Source organism: Actinocrinis sp., from assembly GCF_035946395.1.
Taxonomy (GTDB): Bacteria; Actinomycetota; Actinomycetes; order Streptomycetales; family Catenulisporaceae; genus Actinocrinis.
In genome coordinates this window covers 1-18499 of record NZ_DASYZI010000131.1, presented here as the reverse complement: position 1 = coordinate 18499, position 18499 = coordinate 1, and the positions used below count along the sequence as shown (strand labels likewise).

Here is an 18499-nt window from a genome sequence, read left to right as displayed (position 1 = left end):
AGGGCGGCGCGGGCCTGGGCGAGCCACTCGCGGCGTGCGGTGAGGGCCGCCTCGGCGTCGTCGGCCTTGCGCTGCTGGCCGGCGGTGCGGGCCTTGTCCAGTTCCTTCTCGAACTTGGCGATGGAGGCTTCCAGCTGGCGGACGGTGGCCTCGGCGCGGGCGCGGGCCTCCGGGTTGGTGCGCTTCCACTCGGACTGCTCGGCCTCGGCCACGGCGCGCTCGACCTCGCGAAGGGCGCCTTCGAGACGGGGCTTGGTCTCGCGCGGGACCGGGCCGACCTCCTCCCAGCGGGCCTGGATCTGGCGCAGCGACTGGCGGGCCGTCCTGAGGTCGGTCACCGGCAGCAGCTTCTGCGCCTCGACCAGCAACTCCTCCTTACGCGTCTGGTTCTCGCGGAAACCCGCGTCGCGCTGGTCAAGGTCCGCGTTCCGCGCGGTGAAGAAGGTGTCCTGGGCGGTCTTGAAACGTTCCCAGAGCTTGTCCTCGACCTCGCGCTGGGCGCGGCCGGCGGCCTTCCACTGCTTCATCAGGTCGCGGAAGCGCTGCGCCGTGGTCGCCCAGTCGGTCGACTCCGCCAGGCCCTCGGCCTCCTCGACCAGCGACTCCTTGCGCGAACGCACCTCCTCGCGCTCGGCGTCGAGCTGGGCGAAGTGGGCCTTGCGGTGCTTGGCGAACGCCGAGCGGGCCGCGCTGAAGCGGCTCCACAGCTCGTCGTCCGACTTGCGGTCGAGGCGCGGCACGCCCTTCCACTCGTCCACCAGCGCGCGCAGCCGCTCGCCGGTGACCTTCCACTCGCCGGACTGGGCCAGGGCCTCCGCCTCGGCGACGATGCGCTCCTTGTGCGCGGCCGCCTCAGCCTGCTGCTTCGCGCGGGCCTCGCGCTTGGCCGCGCGGCGCTGCTCGGCGATCTCGCCGAGCTTGCCGAGCCGGGTGCGCAACGCGTCCAGGTCGCCGATCGCGTGCGGCTCCACCAGCTGCTCGCGCAGCTTCGCGATGCTCGCGTCGGCGTCCTTGGCGTCCAGGTTGGTGCTGTTCAGCCGCTTCTCCAGCAGCTCGACCTCGGCCTTGAGCCCGTCGAACTTGCGCTGGTAGAAGGCCAGGCCCTCCTGCGGGGTGCCCGCCGCCCACGAGCCGATCTGCCGCTCGCCCTCAGCCGTGCGCACATACACCGAACCGTCCTCGGCGACCCTGCCCCACTCGCTCGTGACCTGCGCGGCGGCGGCGGGCTCAGCGGATTCACCGCCGCCCGACACGTCGGGCTCCGGCTCGGCGCTGGTGGTCTGCTCCGGCTGCTCCGGTCCTTCGGACACGGTGCCCTCCTTGGACGACGTGCGACTGTGACCATGATCGATGCGGCGATGCGGCCTCTGCGTCACGGTACTGCGGCGAACCGACGTTGTTCCATATTCATCGCCGCGCCGTGAATACAGCAGGCGCAGGGCACTCTACAAGCAACGACGGCCCCCGGACAGTCTGGTAATCGTCCATGGGGCCGTCGTGTGGCGGGCCGGCCCGCCCGGACTACTGCGTGATGGTCACCGACTGGATGGTCACCGTCTGCTTGGGCTTGCCGTCGCCGGTGGCGTTGGAGTTGTCCGAGCCCTGCGCGGCGATGGACTGGAGGATGTCCAGGCCCTTGGTGATGGTGCCCCACGGCGTGTAACTCGGTGCAAGCGGCGAGTCCTTGTAGACCAGGAAGAACTGGCTGCCGTTGGTGCCCGGACCGGAGTTGGCCATCGCCACGGTGCCGGCCTTGTACGTCACGGAGGCGCCGCTGCCGAAGTAGCCCAGGTTCTCGTCCTGGAACTGGTAGCCGGGGCCGCCGGAGCCGGTGCCGGTCGGGTCGCCGCACTGGAGCACGTAGATGCCCGAGGTGGTCAGCCGGTGGCAGTTGGTGTTGTCGAAGTAGTTCTTCTCGGCCAAGTACTGGAACGAGTACGTGGTGTACGGCGCCTGCGTGGTCAGCGCGGTGAAGACGACGTCGCCGCGGTTCGTGTGGATCGTCGCCGTGTACGGCTTGGCCGCCACGGCAGCGTTGTACGTCGGGACGCCGACGTTCTTCGCGGCTGAACCGGTCTTGGTGTAGCCGATCTTCGCCGCCGGGCTGGCCGGCGCGGAGGCGCTGGGGGCCGCTGACGCCGAAGTCGAACTGCTCGCCGCGGGAGTGGTCTTCGGACTCGACGAGGTTGCCAGAACGGCGGCGAGCACCCCGCCGCCGACCAGCACGACCGCGATCGTCGTGACGATCGCCACGCGCTGCCGGCGCTTGGTCGCCAGCTGCTGCTTGGCGATCTTCGCCTGCACCCGCTCGTAGCGTGCGCGCTCCAATGCGCGCTGCCGGTCCTTGGTGCTCGCCACTTCAGCCTCTCCTCGCACTGTCCTCGATCGCGCACGGCGCGCATCCATTGCTGCCCGCGTGCAGTGTACGTGCACGTTCTGAAGACGCAATGCTGACGGTGGCCTGATACCGGGCGCCTTTACCGGTTCGCGATCGGGAGTGCGCCGCCGGTAGTCTTGCCTGACCGCTTTCTTGCCGACCACGACCTGCCCGCAGGCTCGCAGAAGACTGGACGCTCGTGCTGATCGCAGGGTTCCCCGCCGGGCCCATCGCCGCGAATTGCTTCGTCGTGGCGCCGGGGCCGAACGAGCGTTGCGTCGTGATCGACCCGGGCCAGGACGTGATGCCGCTTCTGAAAGAAACGCTGCGGGATCACAATCTCAAGCCGGCGGCGGTCCTGGCCACCCACGGGCACTACGACCACGTGTGGTCCGTGGCGCCGGTGTGCGGGGCGCACGACATCCCGGCGTTCATCCACCCCGACGACCGGCACATGCTGGCGGATCCGGGCGCCGCGCTCGGCGTGTCGAGCGGTTCGGACTTCTTCGGCGGCGCGAAATTCACCGAGCCGTCCGACGTGCGGGAGCTCAGGGACGGCCAGCGGCTCGGCTTCGAGGACGTGCTCGGGATCGACTTCGTGGTCAACCACGCCCCGGGCCATACCAGGGGGTCGGTGACCTTCAGGCTGCCCGGCGTCCCGGACTCCGAACGCGAGACGGACGTGCTGTTCACCGGGGACCTGCTGTTCGCCGGCTCCATCGGCCGCACCGACCTGCCCGGAGGCGACACGCGCGCGATCATCGAGTCGCTCGCCCGCGTGGCGCTCCCGCTGCCGGACGACACCATCGTGCTGCCCGGCCACGGACCACAGACGACCATCGGCCGCGAGCGCGCGTCGAACCCGTTCCTGAGAGGGTTCAGGGACGCCGGATCCGCGCGCCCGGGGCTGTGAAGCGATTAGACGAAGAACGGCGACGCAGTGAGTACCTTTCAGGCCCCCAAGGGGACCTTCGACCTTATTCCGCCGGACTCGGCGAGCTTCCTCGCGGTACGCGAGGCGATGGCCGCCGTGGTGCGGCGCGCTGGATACGGGTACGTAGAGACGCCCGCATTCGAGGACACGGCCCTATTCAAGCGGGGCGTCGGCGAGTCCAGCGACATCGTGACCAAGGAGATGTACACCTTCACGACGCGCGGCGGCGATTCGCTCACGCTACGGCCTGAAGGCACCGCTTCGGTGGTACGCGCAGTTCTTCAGCACAGCCTGGACAAGGGCGCGCTACCGGTGAAGCTCTATTACTCCGGTTCGTATTACCGCTACGAGCGGCCGCAGAAGGGCCGTTATCGGCACTTCTCACAGGTCGGTGCCGAGGCGTTGGGTGCCGAGGACCCGCTGATCGATGTTGAACTCATAACGTTAGCCGCGGACGCGTTCAAGAATCTGGGGCTGCGTCAGGTCCGGCTGCTGCTCAACACGCTTGGTGACAAGGAGTGCCGACCGGTCTACCGCGCTGCATTGCAGCAGTTCCTGCGCGGGCTCGACCTCGACGAGGCTACGCGTGCCCGGATCGACATCAACCCGCTGCGCGTGCTCGACGACAAGCGGCCCGAGGTGCGTGATCAACTCGTAGGCGCGCCGGTCATCCCGGACTACTTGTGCGACGCGTGCAAGGCGTACCACGAGGAGGTTCGGGCGCTGCTGACCATCGGCGGCATCGCGTTCGAGGACGACCCGAAGCTGGTGCGCGGCCTGGACTACTACACCCGTACCACCTTCGAGTTCATCCACGACGGCCTCGGCGCGCAGTCCGCGATCGGCGGCGGCGGCCGGTATGACGGATTGTCGGAAGATCTCGGCGGTTCGCCGCTGCCGTCCGTCGGCTGGGCGTTAGGCGTAGACCGCACGGTGCTGGCGCTGGAGGCGGAGGGCGTCACGCCGCCGGGTTCCGGCCGTGCGGTGGACGTGTTCGCCGTGCCGCTCGGCGAGGCGGCCCGGCAGTTGCTGTTCGGCCTCGTGCTCACGCTGCGGCGCGAGGGCGTCAGCGCGGACTTCGCGTTCGGCGGAAAAGGCCTCAAGGGTGCCATGAAGGCCGCTGACCGCTCGGGCGCACGGTACGCGCTCGTCGCCGGCGAACGGGACTTGAGTGCCGACGCCGTGCAACTGAAGGACCTGGAGAGCGGGGAGCAGATCCCCGTGCCCATCGACCGGATTGTCTCGACGATCAAGGAGAAGCTGTCGTGATCCGCACGCGAGAGGCGGGGAGCCTGCGGGCCTCCGACGCCGGAAGCACCGTCACCCTGGCCGGGTGGGTGGCCCGGCGGCGTGATCACGGCGGCGTAACTTTCATCGATCTGCGTGACGGCTCGGGCGTCGTGCAGGTCGTCGTCCGCGAGTCCGAGGCCGTACACGACTTGCGCAACGAATACTGTGTCGCGACGACCGGTGTAGTGCGTGAGCGGCCCGAGGGCAACGCGAACCCTGAGCTGCCGACCGGCGACGTCGAAGTCGTCGTCGACACGGTCGAGGTGCTCTCCGAGTCCGCGGCGCTGCCCTTCCCGACCGACGAACGCAAGAGCGCGAACATCAACGAGGAAGTGCGGCTCAAGTACCGCTACCTCGACCTGCGGCGCGACGACATGGCAAACAACCTGCGCGCACGCGCCAAGGCCACCAAGGTCATCCGTGACGCGATGGACGACCTCGGCTTCCTGGACATCGAGACGCCTTACCTCACGCGCTCGACGCCTGAGGGCGCCCGCGACTTCCTCGTGCCGGTGCGTTTGCAGCCCGGGACGTGGTACGCGCTGCCGCAGTCGCCTCAGCTGTTCAAGCAACTGCTGATGGTCGCCGGGATGGAGCGGTACTACCAGATCGCCCGTTGCTTCCGGGACGAGGACTACCGCGCCGACCGGCAGCCGGAGTTCACCCAACTCGACATCGAGATGTCTTTCGGCGACCAAGAAGACGTCATCGCGGTCGGCGAGGCGGTCATGGCGCGGGTGTGGCGCGAGGTCCTGGGTGTCGAGATCCCGACTCCGATGCCGCGGCTCACTTACGCCGAGGCGATGGCGCGTTACGGCTCGGACAAGCCGGACCTACGCTTCGGGGTGGAACTGGTCGAGCTGACCGGGTACTTCGCCGGTACCGAGTTCCGCGTGTTCCAGGCGCCGTACGTCGGCGCCGTGGTCATGCCCGGGGGCGCCGCGCAGACCCGCAAGGAGCTCGACGGCTGGCAGGACTGGGCAAAGGCCCGGGGCGCGCGCGGCCTGGCGTACGTGCTCTTCGACGCCGAGACCGGCGAACCGAAGGGCCCTGTCGCCAAGAACCTCTCCGAGGCGCATCTGGCCGGGCTCAAGGAGGCTGTCGGCGCGTCAGACGGCGACGCGGTGTTCTTCGCCGCGGGAAGGCGCACGGCGTCGCAGGAACTGCTCGGCGCGGCCCGCCTGGAGATCGGTCGGCGCGGCTCGCTCGTCCGCGCGGGCGAGTGGAAGTTCCTGTGGGTGGTGGACTTCCCGATGTTCGAGGCGGTCGAGGACGAGAAGGGCGAGCAGGTCGGCTGGACCGCGATGCACCACCCGTTCACCGCACCGACGCAGTCGAGCCTGGACAGCTTCGACAAGGACCCCGCCACAGCGCTCTCCAACGCCTACGACATGGTGCTCAACGGCAGCGAGATCGGCGGCGGCTCGATCCGTATCCACCGCAAGGACGTTCAGGAGCGCGCCTTCGCCGCGATCGGCTTGTCCGAGCAGGAGGCCCGCTCGAAGTTCGGGTTCCTGCTTGAGGCGTTCAACTACGGACCCCCGCCGCACGGCGGCATCGCGTTCGGCCTCGACCGGGTCGTGGCCCTGCTGACCGGCGCGGACACCATCCGCGACGTGATCGCCTTCCCGAAGACGGCCTCCGGCGGCGACCCGCTGACCGGTGCGCCGACCCCGATCACCCCGGTTCAGCGCAAGGAGGCGGGGATCGACGCCAGAGTGAAAGTGAACAGTGAAAGTGAACAGTGAAAGAGAACACGGCGAAAGAGAACACGGCGAAGGACGCTGAAGAGGGGGACGCAGCGAAGGAAGCCGTGAAGGAGCCTGCTGCGTCCATGGAGTGAGGTCCGGTATATACCTCGGTATGACGACCCACGACAGAGTGGTGCGCCACACTAGTAGTTGACACGAAGGATGCGGTACCGCGTCGAGCGCGGTACCGCTGCGTGGACGCATCTGTGTAAATGCCTCCGTGCGTGACGTTGGGGGAGCGCGTGATCAGCTGGACGGTCCGGATCGTCCGCCATCTGTGGCGGGAGATCGTCGGCTTCGGCGTGGTCGGCCTTATCGGCGTGACCTGCGACATAACCACGTTCAACGTGGTCATCGGGATCTTCCACGCGCCCAAGGTCTGGGGCTCGCTGGCCGGCACCGCGCTGGGCACCGTGGTCGGCTACATCGGCAACCGGTACTGGGTGTTCCGGCACCGCGAGCGGCGGCAGTCCGCCACCGAGATCGTGCTGTACCTGCTGGTCTCCGGCGTCGCGATGGGGATCATCGCGGCCTGCGTCGCGTTCAACGAGTACGTACTCGGTTTCAAGTCCCTGATCGCCGCCAACGTCGCGCAGTTCATCTTCGGCCAGGGGCTCGGCACCATCTTCCGGTTCTGGGCGATGCACATGTGGGTGTTCCCCGAGACGAAGGCCGACGCGCAGCCGCATGGCCGCGCGTCGGCGCCGACGGCGGCACCGACGCGCCTGGACGAGCCGGACGCGGCGGTGCTGGCCGAGGATCTGCGGTGATCGGCTGGTCATCCGCCCGGCCGATCAGCCGACTGGTCTGACAGGGCCTCAGGTCAGCTCGCCGAGGCCGAGTAGTTGTTGATGGTGAAGTTCGCCTGCGTGTTGTTCGTGCCGCTGATCTCGAAGCCGTACTGGATGGTCGACAGTGTCGGGTTCGAGAAGTAGTGCTTGGTGTTTTCGAGCCACTTGAGCAGGTCGAGGATGTTCACCGATCCGGACGTCTCGTTGCCGGTGCGCTTGAACGAGTACGTCGGGTTGCTGCCGTTGCTGCCGACGTACACGGTCCACGTGTTGCCGTCGAGGGTCAGGTTGCCGATGGACGAACCAAGCGGACCGACGTTGCCGCTGGTGTAGGTCCAGATCATGACCTCGATGCCGCTGCCGTTCAGCCAGATGTCGTAGGCCGACTCCCAGTTCCCCGACCCGGGCAGCGACTCGCTGAACGAGCTGCTCGCGGAGGACAGCGAGTTGAGCGCCTTGCCGATCGACTTGGACTCGTTGGCGTAGGCCTTCACGCCGGAGGTGCTCGGCTGGGTGGAGAACACGCCCCAGTTGGTCGCCGAGTTGACCCACAGCGTCTGCGTGTTGTGGCCGCTGCCCCACTCGTCGTTGTAGATCGTGTAACCGCCGGTCGAGTAGGACGCCCACTGGTTGTTCGACTCGTAGGCGTAGGCCCAGGCGGGGCCGACGGCCAGCGCCGTGATCGCCCCGGCGGCGAGGGTCGCGACCGCGACCTTGAGCAGGTTGCCACGCATCGTTGCGTGCTCCCTTCGAAAGTGTGTATTGAAGCGCTTCGAAATATGAAACAGGGTCATTGAAGTGTCAAGATGGGAAGAGCGATATCGATAGTCAAAGAATCGTCATCGATTTTTCGAAGCGCTTCGATGAGCTTCGACGAGTGGTCCGCCACGGTGGTGCGCTCCGCCGCGAGCTATCTTTAAGGGAACCTAACTGTTAAAGTGGCCTGCACGTTCGCTATCGCCGATTCCAGGGGAGGGCCCAGTGGGCGCAGGGTCGGCGATCGCCGTCGCACGTACACACCCGGCGGCCGAAGAACAGCGTGGCCGGTTGGCGGTGAGCCTGATCTTCGCCGTCCACGGGGTGATCTCGGGCACCTTCGCCGCGCGTACGCCGTGGATCCAGACGAACATCCACGCCAGTACGGGTGTGCTTGGCGCGGTGATGATCACGCCGACTCTCGGCGCGTTGGCCGTGATGCCTGCCATAAGCCGGGTCGTGCATCACTTCGGTGCGAGGACCGGCATGCGGATCCTGGTCGCGCTCTTCTGCGTGACGCTCATCCCGCTGGCGCTGGTGTCGGACGCCTGGTCGCTCGCCGCGCTGATGTTCCTCAACGGCGCGGCCGCAGGCGCCGCCGACGTGGCGATGAACGCGCACGCGGTGCGGATCGAGCGGCGGCTCGGCCGGTCGATCATGTCCGGGTTCCACGGCCTGTGGGCGGTCGGGATGATCTCCGGTTCGGCGCTCGGCGGTCTGTGCGCCGGGGCGGGGATCGGCGCCCCGGCCGAGTTCGCGGCCACCGCGGTCGGATCCCTCGTTCTGGGCGTCGCGGCCTGCAACCTGCTGCCGCCGGACGATCCCGCGGCGGCCGACATAGCGCCGCCGCGCTACGCCCTGCCGTCGAGGGCGATCCTCGGCATCGGTCTCGTCGGGTTCTGCGGCATCTGGGCCGAGGGCGCGTCGAGCAGTTGGTGCGCCGTCTACCTCATCAAGGTCGCGCACGCTACGGCCGCCCTCGGCGCTTACAGTCTCACCGGCTTCTCCGTCACGATGGCCGTCGGCCGCCTGACCGGCGACGCGATCACCCGCCGACTGGGTCCCGTCACCACCGTGCGCGCCGGCGGCATCCTCGCGGTCGCGGGCGCCTGCCTGGTGGCGCTGGCGACCGGTCAGGTCCTGTGCATCGTCGGCTTCGCCGCGATCGGCCTGGGCATCGCGACTTCGGTCCCGCTGGCCTTCACCGCCGCCGGGCGTTTCGGCGGCGACACGGAGGGGTCCGTGGCGGGTGTCGCCACCATCATGTACGGCGCCGGACTGATCGCCGGCCCCGCAGTCGGTGCGCTCGGATCCACCGTCTCGTTGCCCTTTGCATTCTGGGTGACCGCCGTGGTCACGGCAGGTCTTGTGCTCGGGGCCAACGCGTTGCGCGCTGCGTAAATCCAGTCGCGGGCGGCGTTAACGCGGGGATACGTTGCGCTCATGACAATCGACGTACGCAAGGTGCGCGAAGACGAGTTCGATGCGTGGAGCGATGCGATCGACGTCGGGTTCTTCTCACCCAAGAACCGCGGCGACGGCCCGCGCCGCCGCAAGGTATTCGAGCTGGACCGCTGCTGGGGAGCCTTCGACGGGGGCCGGCCGGTGGGCAGCCTACGCGGGATCTCCTTCGAGCTGACCGTGCCGGGTGGGGCCGCGGTGTCGCTCGACGGAATCAGCGGTGTGACCGTCGCGCCGACGCACCGCCGCCGCGGCCTGCTCTCCCGGATGATGGCCGCCGAGCTCAGCGCGGCCAAGGAGCGCGGCGAGGCGCTTTCCGGGCTCTACGCCGCCGAGTACCCGATCTACGGACGCTACGGCTTCGGCGCGGCTGCCGAGGCCTGTAACACGCATCTCGACGCGCGTGCGGCCAGTTGGACTCGTGAATTGCCCGGAACCGTCGAGATCGTCGACGTGCCGGTGGCGCTCGAACAGGCACCGAAGGTCTACGACAAGGTCTGGGCCCTGACGCCGGGCGCCGTCAACCGCACGGCCACGTATTGGGAGCGCAGACTCGGCTTGATCCCGCGTGAGGGCGAGCCGCCGTCCAAAGACTGGCTTCACGCCCTCTGCTACGACGAGACCGGCGAACCGGTCGGCTACGTGCATTACAAGTTCGCCGACGGGCGCTGGACCAACCAGCGCCCGGACAACGTCATCGACGCCCTCGATCTGATTGCGGTCAACGTCGAGTACGAGGCACGGCTGTGGAAGTACCTCGCCGATCACGACTGGGTCAGCCACGTGGTCTCGAAGGAGAACCGGCGCATCGACGAACTCTGGCGCGACCTGCTGGTCGACCGGCGTGCCGCCTGGTCGGACGAGCACTGGGAGGGGCAGTGGGTGCGGATCCTCGACCCGGCCGCCGCGCTGGCCGCCAGGCGCTACGAGGTGCCCGGCCGGATCGTGCTGCGGATCGTGGACAAGGACGGCTACGCCGACGGCACCTTCGCGCTTGAGGGCGGCCCGGACGGGGCGACCTGCGGCCAGACCGCCGAGCCCCCGGACGTCACGCTGTCCGCCGCCGTGCTCGGGTCGATCTACCTGGGCGGTTTCTCGGCGGCCAGGTACGCGCTGCTCGGCTGGCTTGACGAGGAGCGGCCCGGCGCGGTCGCCCGGTTGGCGGCGATGTTCCACACTGCCATCGCCCCCTGGTCGCCCACGGGTTACTGAACGCACGGGCCTGGACACGCGGACTGCTGATACCGAGTATCAAGCGCTGGTCCGTTCGGCCTCCGGGGCTTCTAGGATGGGGGCGTGGACGAGCGCAAGCTGGTGTGGACGGCACCCGGCACAGCCGGAGATCTGAACGACTTGCCGAGAGACGTGCGCGCCGTGTTGGAGATCGCCGAGATTCCGGCCGATCCGCTCGGCGACCCGCGGCTCGACGAGGTCCGTGTGCTCATCCCTCCGCTTGTGCGCAACCAGGCCGACGACGAGTACGACATAAAGACATTGGTCTCGGCTGCGAGCCGGCTCGACCTGATCCAGGCGCTGACCGCCGGCGTCGACTGGATCGTCGACCTGGTGCCCGCCGAGATCACGCTGTGCAGCGTGCGCGGCGCGTACGACGACCTGGTGGCCGAACTCCTGCTCGCCGGGATCCTGGCCGTCTACAAGGAGATTCCGCACCACGCGAACGCGCAGGCTCAGGGCCGTTGGGAGCCGCGCCTCGTGCGGGTGCTCGGCGGCTCACGGGTGTTGTTCGTAGGGTACGGCTCGATCGCGGAGCGCCTGGAGCGCTACCTCGTGCCCTTCGGGGTCGACGTGCGCAGGATCGCCCGCAGGCCGCGTGAGGGTGTCGACGGGATAAGCGAGCTGTCGGTGCTGTTACCCGGTGCGGACATCGTCATCGTGCTGACGCCGCTGACCGCGCAGACCCATGGGCTGGTCGACGAAGAGTTCCTCACCTTGATGAAGCCGGGTGCGCTGCTGGTCAACGGCGCGCGCGGCCTGGTCGCCGACACCGCGGCGCTGGTCGCGGCCGCCGAGCGCGGCAAGGTGCGGGCGTTCCTCGACGTCACCGACCCGGAACCGCTGCCGGACGGCCATCCGCTGTGGTCCGCACCCGGAGTGTTCATCACACCGCACATCGGTTCCATGGTGCCGGAGAACCGGTCGCGGGCCTTCGCCGTCGTGCGCGACAACCTCATCCGGTGGGCACGCGGCGAGGCGCTGCGTAACGTCGTCAACGGCGACTACTGATGCTGGACACTACGTACTGAGCCAAGGCACGCATGACGTCGAGTACTGACTCCGGCGGCAGTAGGACGGGACGGCGTATGAAGCCCAACGATCCGCCCCTCACCGAGGAGTTCATCCGGCGGCGGCGTAAACGCGCCGTCGAGCTGGTGCTGGCCTGCATAGCCGGGTTGATTCCCTGGACGATCTTCCTCGCGGTCGCCCTGCCGGACCAGTACCGTGCCCATCACTGGCGGCTCACCTGGGCCGGATTCGACGGCCTGCTGCTGCTCGGGATGAGCCTGACCATCTACTTCGGCTGGCGCCGCCGCCAAGCCGTCATACCGGCGTCGATCGTCACCGCGACCCTGCTGATCTGCGACGCCTGGTTCGACATCACGCTGGACCTGGGCACCTCGGACGTCTGGTGGTCGGTCGCGTCAGCCGTGCTGGTCGAACTCCCGCTCGCGGCGTTCTTCATCCACCGTGCACTGCTACTCATCAATCTGACGATACGTCAGGCATACCGTCGGCTCGGCGTTGACGAGCCGCCCCCGCCGTTCCTGAAGGTGCCGCTCTTCGGATTGACCCGGGAACCCGAAGGGGACTGACGATCGTTCACCTGCCGTGATGGAGCGACAAAGCGGGTAAACACGGAAATGCTGGAGGCGCGGGGAATGAGCACGGACGCGATCATCGGTGATCTGATGACCGAGACGGGACGGGGCAACCCCTACCCGCTCTATGCCAAGCTGCACGAGATCGGGCCGGTCTCAGCCTCCGCCGGCAACCCGAACTTCTTCGTCGTGAACGGCTACCGCGAGGCCAACGCGGTCCTGCGCAACCCCGGGTTCGGCAGGTGGGACGAGCAGCCGCAGCCGGGTACCGAGTGGGCCGGGCACGCCTCGCTGACTTCGCTCAACCACTCGCTGCTCGACCTCAATCCGCCCGACCACACCAGGATCAGGCGGCTGATGTCGGCGGTGTTCACGCCGCGGCGCACGGCAGCGCTCGCCCCGGCGATCGAGTCCTCGGTTCAGGCACTGCTCGACGCGATGGCCGACAACGGCACGGCCGACCGGCCGGTCGACTTCATGGACGAGTTCGCCTTCCGGGTACCGGTGGCCGTGATCTGCGAGCTGCTCGGCGTGCCCGAAGCCGATCGCTACCGCTTCCGGGCCTTGGCCTGGGACCTCGGCATCGCACTCGAACTGATCGACGACCCGGCCAAGCTCGCCCCGGCGGACGAGGCGACGGTGCAGCTGCACGAGTACTTCAGCGCACTGGCCGCCGAGCGCCGCGCCGAACCGCGTGACGACCTGACCAGTGCACTGGTCCAGGAGGCGGACGAGGCGGACGGCAGTCTCTCCGAGGAAGAACTGCTCAGCAATCTCACGCTGCTGCTGCTCGCCGGTTTCGAGACGACAACGAATCTGTTCGGCAACGGCTTGGCGCTTCTCTTCGAGCGGCCAGGCCTCGCGGCCGCGGTGCGGGCCGGAACGGCGCCGGTCACGGACTTCGTCGAGGAGGTGCTGCGCTTCGACTCGCCGGTGCAGCTGACCTCGCGTGTGGCGAGGGCCGAGGGGCTGGACGTGGCCGGGATACCCGTGCCGCTCGGTGCGGAGGTGCTGGTGCTGCTCGGCGCGGCGAACCGCGACCCGGCACGGTTCCGGGATCCCGGGGTCTTCGACTGGACGCGGCCGGACAACCAGCCGCTCAGCTTCGGCGCCGGTGGCCACTACTGCCTCGGGGCCGCACTGGCGCGGCTTGAGGCCACCACCGCGTTCCCCATGCTGCTGCGCCGATTCCCGGCCCTCGCGCCGGCTGAGGGAGTGCAGCGAATACGCAGTGACCGCCTCGTCCTGCGCGGATTCCGGACGCTGCCGGTCACGGTGACGTGAGCCGCTGAGCGAACCCGGCGAATCGCAGTGTGTGACGCAGGCCACGTCACACGTCCGCGGGCTACCTCGTCCTCCTCGTGAAATACCGAATAGACGAGGAGTGAATCATGAAGGTACTGCTCGCGGGCGCGACCGGTACGCTCGGCGTCCCGCTGGTCCGGCGGCTGACCGCGGCCGGGCACGAGGTGACCGGCATCGCCCGTACCGAGGCGGGTGCGAGCATGCTGTGGGACCTCGGCGCGTCCAGTGTCATCGCGGACGCCCTCGACCGCGAGGGCCTGCTGCGCGCTCTCGACGGCAAGCAGGCCGACGCCGTCATGCATCAGCTGACCGCGCTGAAGAAGCCGCCGATGCGGCACAAGGATCTGGCGACGACCAACCGGCTGCGGGTGCAGGGCAGCACGAACCTGCTGGCCGCGGCCGACCTGGTCGGCGCCCGCCGTTTCGTCACCCAGTCCTTCTTCGGCGGATACGGCTTCAACGACGGCAGCCGGCTGCTCACCGAGCAAGACCGGTTCGCGCCGGCCGGGGGCGGGAAGTTCGACGCCGTGTGGCAGGCGGTGCGCTCGGCCGAGCAGCAGGTGCTCGACGCGCCGGGCATCGAGGGAGTCGCGCTGCGGTACGGCGGCTTCTACGGACCGATCAGCGTCGCCCCGCTGCTCGACGCGCTGCGCAAGCACCAGCTCCCGGTCCCGCCCGGCGGCGGCGCGTACGCGTCGTTCATCTACATCGACGACGCCGCGGCGGCCACGGTGGCCGCGTTGGAGCGGTCCGGCCCGGACCAGGTGTACAACATCGTGGATGACGAGCCGGTGCGTTGGGGCGACATGGTCGGCGCACTGGCCGCCGCGTTCGGGCTGCCCAAGCCGGTTCGGCTGCCCGGCGCGTTGATCCGGCTGATGGCGCCGGTCGTCGGGGCGATGATGACCCGGCAGTCGCTTCGGTTGTCCAACGCCAAGGCCAAGGCGGAGCTCGGCTGGCGGCCGATGATGCCCAGCTACCGCGAGGGCATCGCGGCGATCGCGGCCGCACTCGCGCGGCCACAGGACGTGGAGGACGAGACGCACGATGGAGCCGTTTCCGGGGGACGCGCGGGCGACAAAAGCGGGAAGTGACCCGAAGTGATCCTCGACGCGGGGCCGTCCCAGTATGCTCAAGGGCCATCATGGCTGCCCTGCCCCCACGATCGATCGCGGACCGGCTCGCCGAGCTGCGCGGGCCGGTCCCGCCGCGCCATCACGACGCGCGGACCATCGCCGCGCTGACCGGCAATCCCGGCTGCGCGCGCCGGGCGGTGCTGGACGCCGCCGGAGTCGACAAGCGGGCACTGGCGGAGCGGATCGGCTTCGGGCCGCGCTTCGGCCAGTCGCCGTTCGCGATCAGCCGGGGCAACGCCTTCGAGAAGCTGGTCAAGGCGGACGGCGCCGCCGCGCTGACGACCCTGCTGCGCGACGATCTCGGCCTTGCGATAGGCGAAGGCTGGGGCGACGGCGCGTGGACCGACCTCGGCAGCGGTGAGCGCGAGCAGCGCTACCAGCACACGCGCGAACTGGTCGCGGCGGCTGCGCGCAACCCCGCGGCGCAGGTTCCGCTCGTCGACCATCCGCTGCTGAAGCTGGATGTCGGCGGTCGCGCCGCGTACGTCGAGCCGGACCTCGTCGCCTTTCGCGTCCGGGCTGACGGGGCTGGGGCTGAGGACATCGCTACTGGAGACATGACTGCGCATGGCGCTCGGGAAGTCGCTGCGCCGCGCGTCGGTGAGCCGTCGTGGCGCTGGTACCTGGCCGAGATCAAGTCGTTCGCGGTGATCGATGGCCGCGCCGATCCGGTGAAGGTCGCCGAGGCCGCGACGCAGGCGGCCGTATACGTACTCGCATTCCAGACGTTGCTCGCGGATCTGGGGCTGCCGACGACGCAGGTGGCCACCGAGGTCGTGCTCGTCTGCCCGAAGGACTTCACCAACACGCCGACCGCCACGCTGGTGGACGTCCGCAGGCAGCTGGCTGCCGTGCGTCGGCAGCTCGACCGGCTGCCCCGGATCGGGGAACTGCTTGAGACGCTGGACGCGGGCATCACGTTCGACCTGTCGAAGGATACTGACGGCGTGCACGTCCGCGCCGCCGAGGAGCTCGGCAAAGCGGTCGCCACCATCGATGCCAGATACGCCCCGGAATGTGTCTCACGCTGCGACATGGCGTTCTACTGCCGCGACGAGGCGCGTGCCGCCGGATCCACCGATCTGCTGGGGCGCGCAGTGCGCGACGCACTCGGCGGCGTCGGCACCGTGTTACAGGTACTGGCGCTCAGCAATGCGTGCGACGGCGATTCGCACGGTGCTGATTTGCGCAGTGCTGATCTGCATGGTACTGATTCGCATGGTGCTGATCTGCGCGAGTTGATCGACCTACCCGGCGACGCTGACGGTGACGCCGAATTGGCCGAGGCGGCGAGGCTGCTGCGTACAGCGCGGCGGGCACGCCGTGAGGCGCTGCGCGAAGCGGCCGATCGGGTCCGCCAGGTCCACGAGGCCATCGCGTGAGTACGCTGACCGCGCTGGCCCGGGTCGAAGCGTTCGAATCCGGGCGCGCCGTACCGCTGGCGACCGTGCGGCACGTGCACATCTGCGACGAACCGCTGGTCATCGTGCCCTTACTGCTCGCCGGTGAGGCTGCCGCCCCGCTGGCCGCGCTCGTCGGAACCGGGCGCGCCGAGCCCGAGCTGCTGACCGTCGGCCAGCCGCGTGACCGCGATCAGCGGTTCGCTTTTCTCGCGCAGCTGGCGCACATCGTCGTGGGCTACATCGAGGCGCGACGCGGTGAGACCGAACTGGTCGAGGCCACGCGTAACCGCGAGGAGTGGGAACGGTACGTCGACGCCCCGCAGCTGATCGTGCCCAACGGTGGCGGGGTCGAGGCGTTGCGGCTGTTCGGGCGCTCGTCCCGATTCAGGTCGGCGCAGGGACCTTATCCGGTCGATCCGCTGGTCCCGATCCTGGGCCGCTATCTGACCTGGTTCGCCGAGGACCGCGCGCCGACCGCGGGCTCCTCGGCCTGCCTCGCGCTGACCGATGTGCTGACCGAGCACTGGGCCACGGGGCAGAGCGCCTTCGAGGACCAGCACCTTGCCGCGTTGCTGGCCTGGATCATCCCGGACGGGATCCTGGGATACGGCCTGCTGCGCCAGGGGACCGCCCACGATGCCGGACCGGCCAGCGGCGCGCGGGCCGCGTTGCTGGCGGAGGATCCGCTGCTTTTCCCGTCGGCCGGTCCCAGCACCGACCCCGAGTTCGACACGAAGGTTCTCAGCCCACTGATCGCCGCGCAGCGCAACGCCGAGGGCGATCCGGCGGCGGAGCGCTCGGCGGAGCAGACGGTGCGGGCAGCGCTCCTGCGTCAGCTGGAACCCACGTGGGCACTCATGTGGCAGGGGATCGACCTCCTGCGCGCCCTGCCCGAGGCCGCCGGCAACGGCCACCGCTGGACGGTGGACCGCGGCCGATTCACCGACTTCGCGCGGAAACTGGACGAAGGCTCGCCGCCGCAGCCGCGCCGTGACGCGGCCGTGGCCGCCGCCAGGCGACTCGCGGACCTCGAAGCCGCGCAGGAGGCGTACGACAAGCAGCGAGCCCTCGACGACCCGCTGATCCTCGCGCGGTATCGGGTCACCGGCGAGGCCTTCGCCGGCACGATCGTCGCCGTGGACGCCGAACGCCAGGACACCAGCGGACGCAGCCCCAAACCGCGCCCGCACGTCTGGCTGCGCACCGCCGATCCGGTGGTGCTGCGTAAGGGCACGAAGGTCGCCTGTCCGCAGCGTCCGGGGCAGCGCCCGGTCATCGTCGCCGTGACGCGCGAGCGTGGCGAACTCGGTGACAGCGAATACGTGGTCGAACTCGAACTCGTCGACGGCATGGGGCGCAAGGCAGTGCCCGAAGAGGGCTCCGTGCCCGAGCCTGGGGAGTACCGCTGCTACTCGACCGTGCTGGCGGCTGAACGCTTCGCTCCGCCGCCGCTGCCCGAACTCGATGCCACCACCCCTTGGACGCACGGCGGCCCGCCCGCCGCGTACGCGACGACCATCTCCGACCACGATGAGGAATGGCACTGATGTCCGCTGCGGCGGCCGATCGCCCCTCTTCGAGCTTGACCTTGGCCAGCGGCGCGGAGTCAACCGACGCGCAGCGGCGGACGAGCCTACAGCCGCACACGGGGCCGCGATCAAGCTCGAAGCCGCGATCAAGCTCGAAGAGAGGCGATCGCTCGGCCTCGGCGCGCGCGGTGCTTGACAGGGTAACCGCGGATCTGTTGTCGGGCGAGCATCGCGGCGTCATCGTCGACTCGCCGCCCGGAGCGGGTAAATCAACCCTCGGGGTGGAGTTGGCCAGGCGGCTCGCCGACACCGGCGAGCCGGTGATGGTCGTCGCGCAGACCAACGAACAGGTGGACGACCTCGTCGACCGCCTCGCGACCGCGTACGGAGACAGCGGAGACAGCGGAAACAGCGCCCTGAGCATCGGCAGACTGTCAGCTTCCGGATATACGCCGACCGAACGAGTCGTGCGCCATCTCGGCGGTCCTGGCTCCACCGACGGATCGGTGACCGTCGCGGGCAAGGTGGCGGACCTCGGCGCGCCCGCCGTGACCGTGGCCACCGCCGCGAAATGGGCCAGGATCGGCGACACGGCCTGGCCTGACGGCGGTTGGCGGTGGGCGATCCTCGACGAGGCCTATCAGATGCGTTCGGACGGGCTGCTGGCCATAGCGCCGCGTTTCGCCGCCGGCACGGCGCTCTTCGTCGGCGATCCAGGGCAGCTGGACCCGTTCGCCGCGATCGACGGCGACCGCTGGGCCGGGTCGGCCTGGGATCCGACCGACAGCGCGGTCGCCGTCGTACGTGCGCACAACCCTGATCTGCCGGTTCATCGGCTGCCGTACTCCTGGCGCCTTCCGGCCACCGCCGCGCCGTTGATCTGCGCGGCCTTCTACCCCTTCACGCCGTTCGAAGCGGGCGGCACCGTG

The 18499-nt window shown here is 69.1% G+C and carries 16 protein-coding genes; 13 read left to right on the top strand and 3 right to left on the bottom strand.

Annotated features, from left to right (window positions below; translation table 11 throughout):
* Both VGS97_RS08300 and VGS97_RS08295 read right to left on the bottom strand, forming a co-directional pair.
* On the bottom strand, positions 1–1169 hold a 1169-nt coding region (locus tag VGS97_RS08300), incomplete at its 3' end, for a DUF349 domain-containing protein (protein ID WP_414641665.1).
* 352 nt (positions 1170–1521) lie between these two features.
* On the bottom strand, positions 1522–2358 hold the full coding sequence (locus VGS97_RS08295; RefSeq protein WP_326852682.1) for a peptidylprolyl isomerase: 837 nt from the start codon (positions 2356–2358) through the stop codon (positions 1522–1524).
* A 218-nt stretch (positions 2359–2576) separates the two neighbouring features.
* On the opposite strand from VGS97_RS08295, the gene VGS97_RS08290 reads away from it, so the two are divergent.
* From VGS97_RS08290 to VGS97_RS08275, 4 genes are all read left to right on the top strand, one after another.
* A complete protein-coding gene (locus tag VGS97_RS08290) occupies positions 2577–3290 on the top strand; it encodes an MBL fold metallo-hydrolase (protein WP_326852681.1) in 714 nt (237 codons plus the stop codon).
* A 27-nt stretch (positions 3291–3317) separates the two neighbouring features.
* The gene (hisS, locus tag VGS97_RS08285; RefSeq protein ID WP_326852680.1) at positions 3318–4580 is read left to right on the top strand and encodes a histidine--tRNA ligase; all 1263 of its coding nucleotides are present in this window, start codon (positions 3318–3320) and stop codon (positions 4578–4580) included.
* Positions 4577–6349: an aspartate--tRNA ligase gene (gene aspS, locus VGS97_RS08280; protein WP_326852679.1), complete on the top strand. Its 1773-nt coding sequence runs from the start codon at positions 4577–4579 to the stop codon at positions 6347–6349. Before hisS ends, aspS begins: the two co-directional genes overlap by 4 nt.
* 227 nt (positions 6350–6576) lie before the next feature.
* Positions 6577–7122 carry a GtrA family protein gene (locus VGS97_RS08275; RefSeq protein ID WP_326852678.1) on the top strand — a complete coding sequence of 182 codons (546 nt, stop codon included), beginning with the start codon at positions 6577–6579 and terminating at the stop codon, positions 7120–7122.
* A 53-nt stretch (positions 7123–7175) separates the two neighbouring features.
* Here the strand turns inward: VGS97_RS08275 and VGS97_RS08270 are convergent, their stop codons facing one another.
* Positions 7176–7877 carry a GH12 family glycosyl hydrolase domain-containing protein gene (locus VGS97_RS08270; protein ID WP_326852677.1) on the bottom strand — a complete coding sequence of 234 codons (702 nt, stop codon included), beginning with the start codon at positions 7875–7877 and terminating at the stop codon, positions 7176–7178.
* 247 nt (positions 7878–8124) lie between these two features.
* On the opposite strand from VGS97_RS08270, the gene VGS97_RS08265 reads away from it, so the two are divergent.
* The 9 genes from VGS97_RS08265 to VGS97_RS08225 all read left to right on the top strand — a co-directional run.
* A complete protein-coding gene (locus tag VGS97_RS08265) occupies positions 8125–9300 on the top strand; it encodes an MFS transporter (protein WP_326852676.1) in 1176 nt (391 codons plus the stop codon).
* A gap of 42 nt (positions 9301–9342) precedes the next feature.
* The gene (locus VGS97_RS08260; RefSeq protein WP_326852675.1) at positions 9343–10572 is read left to right on the top strand and encodes a GNAT family N-acetyltransferase; all 1230 of its coding nucleotides are present in this window, start codon (positions 9343–9345) and stop codon (positions 10570–10572) included.
* An 84-nt stretch (positions 10573–10656) separates the two neighbouring features.
* Positions 10657–11604 carry an NAD(P)-dependent oxidoreductase gene (locus tag VGS97_RS08255; protein WP_326852674.1) on the top strand — a complete coding sequence of 316 codons (948 nt, stop codon included), beginning with the start codon at positions 10657–10659 and terminating at the stop codon, positions 11602–11604.
* Between the two features lie 77 nt (positions 11605–11681).
* Entirely contained in the window at positions 11682–12191 is a 510-nt protein-coding gene (locus VGS97_RS08250) for a hypothetical protein (RefSeq protein ID WP_326852673.1), read from the top strand.
* 66 nt (positions 12192–12257) lie between these two features.
* Positions 12258–13481, top strand: a complete 1224-nt coding sequence (locus tag VGS97_RS08245; protein ID WP_326852672.1) for a cytochrome P450 — start codon at positions 12258–12260, stop codon at positions 13479–13481.
* Between the two features lie 107 nt (positions 13482–13588).
* A complete protein-coding gene (locus VGS97_RS08240; protein WP_326852671.1) occupies positions 13589–14596 on the top strand; it encodes an NAD(P)-dependent oxidoreductase in 1008 nt (335 codons plus the stop codon).
* A 50-nt stretch (positions 14597–14646) separates the two neighbouring features.
* On the top strand, positions 14647–16020 hold the full coding sequence (locus VGS97_RS08235; RefSeq protein ID WP_326852670.1) for a hypothetical protein: 1374 nt from the start codon (positions 14647–14649) through the stop codon (positions 16018–16020).
* The gene (locus tag VGS97_RS08230) at positions 16017–17588 is read left to right on the top strand and encodes a hypothetical protein (RefSeq protein WP_326852669.1); all 1572 of its coding nucleotides are present in this window, start codon (positions 16017–16019) and stop codon (positions 17586–17588) included. Before VGS97_RS08235 ends, VGS97_RS08230 begins: the two co-directional genes overlap by 4 nt.
* 170 nt (positions 17589–17758) lie before the next feature.
* On the top strand, positions 17759–18499 hold a 741-nt coding region (locus VGS97_RS08225; RefSeq protein ID WP_326852668.1), incomplete at its 3' end, for an AAA family ATPase.